Source organism: Kouleothrix sp., from assembly GCF_046328425.1.
GTDB lineage: Bacteria > Chloroflexota > Chloroflexia > Chloroflexales > Roseiflexaceae > Kouleothrix.
In genome coordinates, this window is sequence record NZ_JAXLWP010000018.1 from 127,865 (window position 1) to 139,843 (window position 11,979).

Genomic DNA, 11,979 nt, shown 5'->3' on the forward strand with positions numbered 1-11,979 from the left:
ACGAGTAGCGTTGCGGCGCAGCAGCGTCGTCCACCACAGAATAGAGAAGAAGGAAAATTAGTATTGGCGTCGTGGTACAGTCGCTTTGCGACCGCACCACGACGCCAAAGTTATTTCCCCCGCACAGGGAAAAGGTCGAAAGACGTTGCATCAGCGTGGCAGCCACACAACCTTGTTTGACAAAGCCAGCGCTTGATCATACGATAACTACGCGGTTTGCTCCGTTTAATCTACAGTACCAGGCGACATTGCACGACAGGAGCGGCCTGTGGCGGAGATTACCTACCTGGATTTCGACATCGAGATCGGGCCGGCCGCGCAGGGCTACCGCGTCGCGGTCAACTCGCCCGCCGGCCAGTCGGCGGCCGCATTCCACCCGCCTTTCTCCGACCTCGAGATCGAAAATTTCCTGCTGAAGCTCGGCCAGGGCCGCCGCACGATGCGCCGGATCGATGCGCCCGCGACCGAGGCCGCCAAAGCGTTCGGCGCGCGCTTGTTCGAGGCGACTTTCGCGGGCGACACGCGCGCCTGCCTCCGCAGCAGCCTCGACGAGGCCGACCGCCAGGGAAAAGGCTTGCGCCTGCGCCTGCGCCTGAACGACGCCCCCGAGCTGGCCGATCTGCCGTGGGAGTTTTTATACTACCCGGCGGTCAATCGCTTTCTGGCGCTCTCGATCGAGACGCCGCTGGTGCGCTACCTCGAGCTGCCCGAGCGCATCCGCCCGTTGGCAATCGCGCCGCCGCTGCGCGTGCTGACGCTGATCGCTAGCCCGCGCGACCAGCCGCCGATCGACGCCGAGCGCGAGTGGCGCCGCCTCAACGAGGCGCTCGCCACACTCCAGCAGCGCGGGCTGGTGCAGGTCGATCGCGTCGAGCAGCCGTCGCTGGCCGCGCTCCAGCGCCAGCTGCGGCGTAACGACTACCACATCCTGCACTTCATCGGCCACGGCGGCTTCGACGAGCACATCCGCGACGGCGTGCTGCTGCTCGAAGACGACGACCGCCTCGGCCACCGCATCAGCGGCCAGAACCTGGGCATGCTGCTACACGATCATCGTTCGCTACGGCTGGTGGTGCTCAACGCTTGCGAGGGCGCGCGCGGCTCGCGCACCGACCCGTTCGCCGGCAGCGCACAGAGCCTGGTGCAGCAGGGCATCCCGGCCGTGATCGCCATGCAGTTCGAGGTGAGCGACGAGGCCGCGATCACGCTGGCGCGCGAATTCTACGGCGCGCTGGCCGATGGCTACCCGCTCGACGCCGGCCTGGCCGAAGCTCGCAAAGCGCTGTTCGCAGCCAGCAGCGGCGCCGAGTGGGGCACGCCCGTGCTGTACCTGCGCGCCCCCGATGGGCGGATCTTCGATATAAGCGCGGCGCCCCAGCCGCTCAACGGTCGCCAATCGCTGGTGGCCACGCCCAACGTCACCGACGAGCGCCTGCTCGAGGCCGCGCTGCCCGACGAGGTGGTGGTGCGCCAGACGATCGAGCTGGTGGCGCTGATCCGCCGCCATGGCTCGGCCGGGCTGCGCGAGCTGCTGCAAAGCCCGCTGTCGAACTTCGAGGCCCAGCCCGACGACGTGCGCGCGCAGCCGTTCGATCTCGAGTTCCCGCGCGACGAGCGCGGCCGCCCCGCGCCGATCGAGCTGACGATCGCGATCGAGAGCACCGATTTCCAGACGCCCACGCCCCAGCAGAAGATCCGCCTCGAGCCCGACGCCGACACCGAGCCGATCATCTTTCTGCTGACACCGCTGCACAGCGGCGAGCTGCGCCTGCTGCTGCACGTGTACCTCAACCGCGATCTCCTGCTGGCCTCGGGGTTCCTCAAGGTCAGCGGCGTCGCGCAGCTCGCCGAGGGCTTCCACCCGCTGAAGCGGCTGATCAGCATGTCGCTCGGCACGTTTGGCATTGGCCGCACCACCGAGCCGCCCCGGCCAGTCGGGCTGCCGCCCGCCCCGCACGGCGATGTGCTGCCGGCGGCGCACCTGCCCGATCCGGCCCCGCCGCCACCCCCCGCGCCCGAACAGCAGGCCGAGGAGCCAGCCAAGCGCGCCACTCGCCGGCTGCCGAGCGTCGCGCCGCTCCTCGCCGCGCTGGTGGTGCTGATCGGCGTGGGCCTGGCCTACGGCCAGATCTTCGGCGCCAGACATCAGTCCGGCTCTGAGGTCACAAGCGTGCCCGCCGCCGGCGCTACCACCCTGGCAACAAACACGCCAGCCGAAGCCCTTTCCTACGCCGGCTGGGCCGAAATCCGCGCGCCGCTCAACACAATCAGCACCACCGAGCAGCTGAATACCGTGGCTGTCTCGCCCGACGGCACGCTGCTCGCCGCCGGCGGGCTCGCCAATGTCGTGCACATCTGGGATCTCGCCAGGCTCAAACCCCTGCGCGACCTCACACAGTCGGCCCAGCCCGACGACACCGTGAACAAGCTGGCATTCTCGCCCGACGGCGCGCTGCTCGCCAGCGTCAGCAGCGGCTACGATCTGCTGCTGTGGAATGTGCGCGACGGCACGCTCGCGCGCCGGCTCCACGGCGCCGACCCGCACGCCGGCATCATTCTGAGCGTGGCATTCTCGCCCGACGGCGCGCTGCTCGCCAGCGGCGCCTCCGACCAGACGATCAAGCTCTGGCGGGTGGCCGACGGCGCGCTGCTGCGCACGCTGCGCGGGCACACCAATGCCGTAAACAGCGTGGCGTTTTCGCCCGACTCGGCCACGCTGCTCTCGGGCGCCTTTGAAGATACCGGTGGCCCGAGCGACACCCGCGTGCGCCTGTGGCGCGTGAGCGATGGGGCGCTGCTGCGCACCTTCGACGGTGCGACCGGCGGGATCACGAGCGTGGCGTTTTCGCACGACGGCACCAAGGTCGCCGCGGGCTCGTGGGACGAGAACGTCTATGTCTGGCGCGCCGCCGACGGCAAACTGCTCGGCAAACTTGCAGGCAACCTCGTCAACGGCGTCCGCGACCTGGCGTTTTCGCCCGACGACAGCGCAATTGCGACAGCTGGCGGCGACAGCTATCTGCGGCTGTTCTCCACCGCCGACCTGCGCCAGATCTGCGCGCTGCAAGCGCCGAACCTACAAACCTACCAGGGCTGGCTCACCGGCGTCGCGTTCACGCCCAACGGCCGGCATGTGATCACAAGCTCGTACGATTTGACAATTCGCATCTGGGGGATACTACCATGACACCTGATCTTGAATCACTCAAACGCCAGGCTGCCGAGGCAGCGCTGGAGTACGTTCAAAGCGGCATGGCGCTCGGTTTGGGCACTGGCTCGACGGCCAAGTACCTGCTGTACGGCTTGGCCGATCGGCTGGGCGACGGCCGCCTGCGCGAGATCGTGGGCGTGCCGACATCCGAGCGCACCGCCGCGCTGGCGCGCGAGCTTGGCATCCCGCTGGCCACGCTGGCGGAGCGCCCGCAGCTCGACCTGGCGATCGACGGCGCCGACGAGATCGACCCGCAGCTCGAGCTGATCAAGGGGCTGGGCGGGGCGCTGCTGCGCGAGAAGATCGTCGCCGCCTCGGCCGCGCGCATGATCATTGTCAGCGACTCGACCAAGCGCGTCGGCCGGCTGGGCACGCGCGCGCCGCTGCCGGTGGAGGTGATCGCCTTCGCGCTGCCGCTGGCCGAGCGCCGCCTGTCCGCGCTGGGCTGCACGCCCCTGCTGCGCCGCGCCGCCGACGGCAGCGCGTTTGTCACCGACGAGGGAAACCATATTCTCGACTGCCGCTTCGGCGACGGCATCGGCGACGCGCGCGCGCTCGACGCCGCCATCCACGCGATTCCCGGCGTCGTCGAGCACGGCATGTTCATCGGCATGGCGGGCGTCGCGATTGTGGCCGGCGACGGGGGCATCACCAGGCTCGCCCGGCCGGCTGCGTAGGGTAGGCGCGCGGCCACACGGCGCCGGGCCGAATTTCCACTACCAAACTTACCATGAGGCAGATCACAAGCGACAAGTTTCCGCGCGCCGGCGGCAACGGCAGCCCGACACACGTCGATTGCATGATCGGCTCGGCCCAGATGGCCGGCGACAGGATCAGCGCCGACGGGCGCGCCGAGCCGCTGATGCGCGGCGGCGAGTGGGCAGCGTAGCGCGCCTCGCCCTTCGCCGGCGCTGCGTCGGCCGGCTCACGTCTTCGGGCGTGGGCCGGCCGACGCTACGTTCGCCATCCGCCGCCGCCTGGTTGCGCATCCCTCCAAGCTTCCTGTAAACCATTCGGGTGCTGCGAATTTCGCGGTGGCATGCACTATGCTATGCCTGGCATTGTCGCCTGCGTCTTCGGTTACAATGGGCATCGACGTCGCCTGATTATACGCTCTTCGCTTGTTCACGTATAGATTCCGTTGCACTGCGTGGCTTCGCCACGCAGTGCAACACAAAAAGAAATTCGGGGGCGGCAAAGCCGTCCCCAAACCCCCACCAAAGTGTATGTAATCAAGCGAATAGTGTATGTAATCAAGCGAATTTGGTATTACATCACAGGAGTATCGGTATGAAGCAGCCGCACGAGCATCAGCTGCAGGCTTCGCAGGCGCCTGAGCCAGGCAAGCAAGGTGGCGCCCACGAGCACGACGACCACGACCACGGCCACCCGCACGATGACCACGACGACCATGATCACAACCACCCGCACGACGAGCACGACCACGACCACGGCCACCCGCACGATGACCACGACCACGGCCACCCGCACGATGACCACGACCACGACCACAGCGACCACGACCACGGCCATGATCATGCGCATGCGAGCGGCCTGCGCGGACTGCTCGGCGAGCTGTTTCACTCGCACAGCCACAGCGAGCCGCGCAGCGACCGCGCGCTCGAGAGCAGCGAGCGCGGCATCTGGGCGCTGAAGGTATCGCTGGCCGGGCTGCTGGCCACGGCGATCTTTCAGGTGGTGATCGTGCTGATCAGCGGCAGCGCCGCGCTGCTGGCCGACACCATCCACAACTTCGCCGACGCGCTTACCGCCGTGCCGCTATGGATCGCGTTTGCGATCGGCCGCCGGCCGCCGACGCGCCGCTACACCTACGGCTTCCGCCGCGCCGAAGACCTGGCTGGCATCTTCATTGTGCTGGTGATGCTGGCCAGCGCCGCGCTGGCAGCCTGGGAGTCATTCCGCAAGCTGATCGACCCCCAGCCGCTGAGCAATGTCTACTGGGTGATGGCGGCCGCGGTCGTCGGCTTTCTAGGCAACGAGCTGGTGGCGATCTTTCGCATCCGCGTCGGCCGCGAGATCGGCAGCGCCGCGCTCGAGGCCGATGGCCTGCACGCGCGCACCGACGGCCTGACATCGCTGGCCGTGCTGGTGGGCGCGCTCGGTGTGCTGCTCGGCTTTCCCCAGGCCGACCCGATCGTCGGGCTGCTGATCACGCTGCCGATCCTGCAGGTGGTGTGGGGCGCCGCCAAGACGATCTGGGAGCGGCTGATGGACGCGGTCGACCCGGCGCTCGTCGACGCGATCGAGCGCGGCGCCCAGCGTGTTGAAGGCGTGCGCGATGTGTATGGTACTCGGGTGCGCTGGCTGGGGCACAACCTCGAGGCCGAGCTGTACGCCAGCGTCGACGGCGCGCTCAGCACTGTGCAGAGCCACGCGATCGCGATCGCGATCGAGCACGCGCTGCTGCACGACCTGCCGCGCCTCGAAACCGTGACGATCCACATCGACCCAGTCGGCGCCAACGGCGAAGACTTTCACGCCGAGATGGCGCACCACCGCAACGGCTCGCGCGCGCGCTGATGCTCTTGGGCCAACCCGCTGTAAAGCTGGTAGGAAACAGCTGTTTGTGATGCCCTGCCCGGCTTTGCCGGCAGGGCATCACAAACAGCAAAAGATCGCACGGAGAATTGGTATCAGCCCTGGCACCTTCGGGGAAGTCAGGCGCCGCGCGCCACCACGAAGTGGGCGATCTCGGCGAGCGCCTGCTTGGCACGGCTGTCGGGGAAGGGCGCGAGATGCTCGAGCGCGCGCTCGGCATACTGGCGCGCATCGGCGATTGCGCGCGCGTCGGCGCCCAGCCGGCGCACCTCGTCGATCGCCCACTGCACCTGCGCGTCTTCGAGCGGCTGCTGGTCGATCACGCCGGCCAGGTCGGGGCCGCCGCCGTGTTCGACGGCATAGATCAGCGGGAGCGTGATCGTGCCCTCGCGCAGGTCGTTGCCGGCCGGCTTGCCAAGCGTCTCGGCGTCGCCGACATAGTCGAGCACGTCGTCGACGATCTGGAAGGCCAGCCCGAGATCGTAGCCGAAGCGCCCCAGCGCGTCGACCTGCTCGGGCGTGCCGCCGCCGCAGATCATGCCGGCTTTGCAGCCGGCCTCGAATAGCGCGGCCGTCTTGCAGCCGATCTTATAGAGGTACTGCTCGAGCGCCACGTCGAGCGGCGCGACATTCAGCACCGGCGAAAGCTCCCCCTCGCAGATCGTCATCACGCCGCGCGAAAAATAGCCGATGATCCGCGGGTCGGGCGCGAGCGCCATCTCGGCCGCCGCCAACGCGAACAGGTAGTCGCCGACCATGAGCGCCACGTCGCCATCCCAGCGCGTGTGCACCGTCACCGTGCCACGGCGGCGCTCGGCCTGATCGACCAGGTCGTCGTGCACCAGCGACGCGGCGTGGATCAGCTCGACGGCCGCCGCAGAGTGGATCACCCGATCGAGATCGTAGCTGCCAAGCTGGGCGGCCAGCAGCGTCAGCGCGGCGCGAATGCGCTTGCCCCCCGAGGTAAGAATATGCTGGCCGGCAACGCGGATCACCGCGAGGCGCGGCTGTACGCGCTCGACAATAATACGATCGACATGCTCAAGGTCGGCGAGCAGTGCTGGGTGGATCGGGAGCTGGCTCATAATTCTATCCTGACGGGATGCAATGCGCTCCCGTCGATTGTGAATTGCGCCGTTGAGCATACCCGAAACGCGCACGCCTGTCAACCAAGCTGCGGCGATCACCGCCGCGACCGTTGTGGTAAAATAATCGCAAACTTCTCGGCGTTTCCTCTTGGTGTCCCGGTATCGAACTGTAGGGATCGCGTCATGCCGCCGTTTACCCTGAGCCGCAGCCAGGATCTTGCCACGCTGACAACACCGGATCTCGCGCTGGTCTTCTCGCTCGACGATGGCGGCCTGCGCGAGCTGCGCCGCGCGGGCGGCCCCAACCTGCTTGGCTACGGCCGGCCGGTCCCGTCGATCGACGTGCGGATCGGCGACCGCGGCTGGATGGCCGGGCGCGTGTTCATTCGCTACCTCAGGCACACCGCCAGCGAGCACGACGGCGCGATCGAGCTGGTGATCACGATCGGCATCGGCCCGCTCATGATCGACGACTGCTACCACATCACTGGGACGCTGCTCACCCGCCGGCTCGAGCTGTACAACGCCGGCGAGGATCCGGTTCACCTGCGCGGCGTGCGTATGCAGGTGCCGTGGGCCTGCGCCGGCGCGCTCGAGTCGTGCCGCTTCGACGCGCCAGGCAACCAGGTGCGCCCGCAGGTGCCGCTGCTGCTGGCCGCGCGCTACCGCCGCGCCGGCGCGCTGCAGTCGCTGTTCCTGCCCCAGCGCGACGAGTACGCGCTCGAGCGCGCGCCCAGCGAGGGGCCTGGCGTGCTTTCGCTGCACGACCCAGCCAGCGACGAGACGCTGATGTGCTGGTACTACGGCACTGCCGGAACCGCGCTGCCGCAGATCGAGGGCAACGACCGCGCGCTGATGCTGATCCACGAGGTCGAGCTTGCCCACTGGATCGAGTCCGACCAGCGCGCGGTGGTGAGCGCCCAGTACCTGCTGCTCATGCACGAGCCCTGGCCGAACGCGCTCGCCGCCCTGCAGCGCACCTGGCCGATCTGCGGCGTGCGCTCGGCCGCACGGCCCGCCGCCTGGGTGCGCGACGCGGCGTTCTACGAAACGCACCCGGCGCTCTTTGGCGGCTTTCGCGGCCTGGCCCAGGCGCTGCCCAGATTGCGCGCGCTTGGCCTGAATACGCTCTGCCTGCTGCCGGTGTGGGACTTCGCCAACCCGCGCGGACAGCTCTGGGATGCCAGCTGGGACTCCGCAGGCAGCCCGTACGCCCTGCGCGACCTCGACCAGCTCGACGCGACATTGGGCGGCCCCGCCGAGCTGCGCGATCTGGTCGGCGCGGCCCACGCCCTGGGCATGCGCGTGGTGATCGACCTGCCGCTCGAAGGCTGCGCCCCTACCTCGCCGCTGATCGGCCAGCACCCCGGCTGGTTCTGCTACGACGAAGACAGCCGCATCGAGCACGTCAGCCAGCATCCCGAGCTGGTCGCGTTCGACTGGGATCATCCCGGCCTGCGCGCATACATGCAAGGCTGGGCGCTGCGCCAGCTGCGCGAGTACGCGCTCGACGGCTTCCGCATCCTGCCGCCGCGCGCCAACTCGGTGCGCCACCGCCCGCCGGAGTACGCGCCGGCTGGGCGCATGGGCGTGCTCGACATGCTCGAGCAGCTGCGCGCCGAGGTGAAGGCCGCCAACCCAGCGGCGGTGCTGCTGTGCGCCCTGGCCGGCCCGCTGTACGCCGCGTTCCACGACGGCCAGCTCGACGACCCGGTGCACCATATGTTTATGAACCTGGCGCTGCGCCGCGTCGCTCCGGCCGATGTCGGCGATTGGCTGGCCGACTACGCGCGCGCGCTGCCGCCGGGCCCGGCGTCGATCTGCTTCACCGAGCACTACCGCACCCGCCTGATCAGCCCGCTCGCCGATGGCCTGCGCGGCTCGCGCGCCAGCCGGATGATCCTGGCCGGCATGGTGCTGTGCGGGTTTGTGCCGCTGATCCGCTCGGGCCAGGAGCACAGCGACGGCGAGTTTATCGGCCGGCTGCTGCACGCCCGCGCCGAGTACGCCGTGCTGCGCGAGGGCAGTAGCCGCTACAACGACCTGCCATGCTCGAGCGGCCAGGTGTTCGCAGTCTGGCGCGGCCACGCCGCCGAGTACCTGCTCGGGCTGCTGAACGTCGGCCCGCATAAGCACACCGTATCGCTCAGCCTGCCGGTCGACCAGATCGGCCTGGCCGACGGCGAGTACGAGCTGTTCGACCTGTTCGAGCGCCGCGCCTGGGCCGAGAACGGCCGCAGCACCTGGGGCCGCGACGATCTGCTCGCGCTGCGGCTGACGCTTGAGCCGTTCGCGGCCTATGGGCTGCTCGTGCGCCCGGCCGCGCGCCCCACACCCCCCGAGGCGGAGCTGCCGGCCGAAGATGCCCAGCTCGACGGCGCGCCGCTCGACGACCTGCTCATGCCAATGCTTGCACCCGTCAGCCGCACAAATGGCCGCCGCCAGCCGCGCAGCGCGCGCGCCGGCCGCGCTTGACGCTGTGTACGCGCCCGGTTATAGTTTAGCCACCCGCAGGCGCTGTTCGTTTAAAGGAAGGGCGCTATGACACCCGCCGACGAGACTGGTGGTTACAAAGAGCGCGTCAGCCCGGCGATCGAAGATTACCTCAAAGCGATCTATACGCTCGGCCGCAGCCAGCCGCAAGTCACTACCTCGCTGCTGGCCGATCACCTCGGCTTCAAGCCGGCCTCGGTCACCGGCATGATCAAGACGCTCGCCGATATGCAGCTGGTGAGCTACACGCCCTACCGCGGCGTCGAGCTGAGCCAGCTGGGCGAGCGGATCGCGCTTGAGGTCGTGCGCCACCACCGGCTGATTGAGCTGTACCTGGTCGAGGCGCTTGGCTTCGGCTGGGACGAAGTGCACGAGGAGGCCGAGCGCCTCGAGCACCACATCAGCGAGAAGCTCGAGGCACGGATCGCCGCCCACCTCGGCGAGCCGATCGTCGACCCGCACGGCGACCCGATCCCCTCGCGCGAGGGCGCTATGCCCGCCGACGACGGCGCGCGCCTGGCCGATCTGGGCGTCGGCGACCACGGCTGCATTGCGCGCGTGCGCGACCAACACCCCGAGCGCCTGCGCTACCTGGCCGACCTTGGCATGGTGCCCGGCGCCCAGCTCGAGGTCGTCGCCAGCGCGCCCTTCGATGGGCCGCTGTCGGTGCGCGTGGGCCAGAGCATCCACCCGATCGACCGGCGCCTGGCCCGCGAGATCTATATGACCCGCGCGCCGGCCGCACCCTATGCCGAAGAGCCGAGATAGTGGCCCTGCGAGGGCGTTCGGGGGCTCCGCGCCCCGTGCCCTGCCGGGCGTTCGGGGGGCTGCGCGCCACCCCACGCCACAGGGCATGCGCGTCTGACGTTGCAGCTGGCACGGCCTTCTCCGTAGGGCGCGCATCCTACGCGCTTTCTCCCAATCGGGGCGGGCGTTCGGGGGCTCCGCGCCCCGTGCCCTGCCGGGCGTTCGAGGGGCTGCGCGCCACCCCACGCCACAGGGCATGCGCGTCTGACGTTGCCGCTGGCACGGCCTTCTCCGTAGGGCGCGCATCCTGCGCGCCTTCTCCCAATCGGGGCGGGCGTTCGAGGACGCTGCAACACACTCTCGCCCTGCCGGGCGTTCGAGGGGCTGCGCGCCCCCGTGCCCCGCGGCAGAGGGCGGCCGCCGGCCCTCTGCACTCCCCCGCTGGCGCTACCGCCCCTGGCCCCATAATGCATGCCGTGGCTCGTGCAGCCGTAGTGGCGCATGCCTCGTGGCGACACGTGAGCTGCCAGCGTGCCCTAAGGCATAGCCGCAGGGCGATGTTTGCGCTCCCTCGCTCCAACGCTCTCCGCTCCCCGCTCCCTCGCTTCCCCGGAAGCACGCCGGTTCTATGGTATTATTTGGCCGGCTGGCCGCCGGTAGCCCCGGCGCGGCGCATGGCCGGCCCGAACACAACTGTCCGCTATGTTTGGGGGTACTCAATGCCAGGTATCGAAACATTGCTGCGGCCGGATATCGCAGCGCTCGAAGCGTATACGCCGGTGGCGCCGATCGAGGTGCTCGCCGCGCAGCTCGGCCTGCCGGTCGAGCGCATTATCAAGCTCGACGCCAACGAAAGCCCATACGGCCCATCGCCACGCGCGGTGGCCGCCGTCGACGCGCTGGGCGGCGGCCACGCGCCGGCCAGCTCCAACCAGTTCCTCGAGCCGCTGGCGCTGGCGATCTACCCCGACCCGAACCATACCTTTCTGCGCCAGCGCCTCAGCGCCTACACCGGCCAGCCGGCCGAGCGCATCCTCTGCTCGTCCGGCTCCGGCGAGCTGATCGACCTGCTGATGCGCGCGTTCATCCAGCCCGGCGACGCGATCGTCGACTGCCCGCCGACCTTCGGCATGTACTCGTTCGACGGCGGCATCCACGGCGCGCGGATCGTGAATGTGCCGCGCGACGAAGCCTTCGACCTCGACATCGCAGCGGTGGCCGAGGCCGTCGAGCGCGAGCGCGCCAAGCTGCTGTTCGTGACGCTGCCCAACAACCCCACCGGCAACCTCACGCCGCGCGCCGAGATCGAGCGCCTGCTCGACCTGCCGGTGATGGTCGTCGTCGACGAGGCGTATGTCGAGTTCGCCGGCGTCAGCGTGGCCGACCTGATCGGCCGCTACCCGAACCTTGCCGTGCTGCGCACCTTCAGCAAGTGGGCCGGCCTGGCCGGCCTGCGCATTGGCTACGGCCTGTTTCACGAAGATTTGATCCAGCACCTGTGGAAGATCAAGCAGCCCTACAACATCAACGTGGCCGCGCAGGCCGCCGCGCTGGCCTCGCTCGACGACGCCGACTTCCTGATGGATAAGGTGCGCCTCGTGGTGGCCGAGCGCGACCGGATGTACGCCCGGCTGCTCGACATGCCCGGCCTGCACCCCTACCCCAGCCACGCCAACTTCATGCTCTGCCGCGTGCTTGGCGCCGACGCGACGCGCCTCAAGGCCGACTTGATGCGCCGTGGCATTCTGGTGCGCTACTTCAATAAGCCCGGCCTGACCGACTGTGTTCGCTTTAGCATTGGCACCCCCGAGCAGAACGATATCTTCCTGGCCGCGCTGGCCGAGCTGCTGGGCACGGCGCGGGCAGTCTAGTCTGCCGGTT

The 11,979-nt window shown here is 68.9% G+C and carries 7 protein-coding genes and 1 pseudogene; 7 read left to right on the forward strand and 1 reads right to left on the reverse strand.

From position 1 onward, the window contains the following. The first annotated feature begins 268 nt into the window (after nt 1–268). From U0177_RS17620 to U0177_RS17635, 4 genes and pseudogenes are all read left to right on the forward strand, one after another. Entirely contained in the window at nt 269–3,187 is a 2,919-nt protein-coding gene (locus U0177_RS17620) for a CHAT domain-containing WD40 repeat protein (protein ID WP_409571968.1), read from the forward strand. Further along, nucleotides 3,184–3,888: a ribose-5-phosphate isomerase RpiA gene (gene rpiA, locus U0177_RS17625; protein WP_409571969.1), complete on the forward strand. Its 705-nt coding sequence runs from the start codon at nt 3,184–3,186 to the stop codon at nt 3,886–3,888. Before U0177_RS17620 ends, rpiA begins: the two co-directional genes overlap by 4 nt. A 26-nt stretch (nt 3,889–3,914) precedes the next feature. Further along, nucleotides 3,915–4,100, forward strand: a pseudogene (locus tag U0177_RS17630) (aminopeptidase); the annotation flags it as partial. A gap of 401 nt (nt 4,101–4,501) precedes the next feature. Next, nucleotides 4,502–5,752, forward strand: coding sequence for a cation diffusion facilitator family transporter (locus tag U0177_RS17635; RefSeq protein ID WP_409571970.1), 1,251 nt, complete (start codon nt 4,502–4,504; stop codon nt 5,750–5,752). Nucleotides 5,753–5,889: 137 nt separating this feature from the next. Here the strand turns inward: U0177_RS17635 and U0177_RS17640 are convergent, their stop codons facing one another. Next, complete coding sequence (locus U0177_RS17640; protein WP_409571971.1) at nt 5,890–6,855, reverse strand: polyprenyl synthetase family protein; 966 nt, start codon at nt 6,853–6,855, stop codon at nt 5,890–5,892. Nucleotides 6,856–7,041: 186 nt separating this feature from the next. On the opposite strand from U0177_RS17640, the gene U0177_RS17645 reads away from it, so the two are divergent. The 3 genes from U0177_RS17645 (at nt 7,042) to hisC (ending at nt 11,969) form a co-directional block, all read left to right on the forward strand. Beyond that, on the forward strand, nt 7,042–9,333 hold the full coding sequence (locus tag U0177_RS17645) for an alpha-amylase family glycosyl hydrolase (protein WP_409571972.1): 2,292 nt from the start codon (nt 7,042–7,044) through the stop codon (nt 9,331–9,333). Between the two features lie 66 nt (nt 9,334–9,399). Further along, nucleotides 9,400–10,119: a metal-dependent transcriptional regulator gene (locus U0177_RS17650; protein WP_409571973.1), complete on the forward strand. Its 720-nt coding sequence runs from the start codon at nt 9,400–9,402 to the stop codon at nt 10,117–10,119. 698 nt (nt 10,120–10,817) lie between these two features. Beyond that, the gene (hisC, locus tag U0177_RS17655; protein WP_409571974.1) at nt 10,818–11,969 is read left to right on the forward strand and encodes a histidinol-phosphate transaminase; all 1,152 of its coding nucleotides are present in this window, start codon (nt 10,818–10,820) and stop codon (nt 11,967–11,969) included. Nucleotides 11,970–11,979 lie beyond the last annotated feature (10 nt).

Coding starts and splice junctions, on each gene's coding strand:
- rpiA (WP_409571969.1), top strand. CDS start 3,184: ATGACACCTGATCTTGAATCACTCAAACGCCAGGCTGCCGAGGCAGCG.
- U0177_RS17635 (WP_409571970.1), top strand. CDS start 4,502: ATGAAGCAGCCGCACGAGCATCAGCTGCAGGCTTCGCAGGCGCCTGAG.
- U0177_RS17640 (WP_409571971.1), bottom strand. CDS start 6,855: ATGAGCCAGCTCCCGATCCACCCAGCACTGCTCGCCGACCTTGAGCAT.
- U0177_RS17645 (WP_409571972.1), top strand. CDS start 7,042: ATGCCGCCGTTTACCCTGAGCCGCAGCCAGGATCTTGCCACGCTGACA.
- U0177_RS17650 (WP_409571973.1), top strand. CDS start 9,400: ATGACACCCGCCGACGAGACTGGTGGTTACAAAGAGCGCGTCAGCCCG.
- hisC (WP_409571974.1), top strand. CDS start 10,818: ATGCCAGGTATCGAAACATTGCTGCGGCCGGATATCGCAGCGCTCGAA.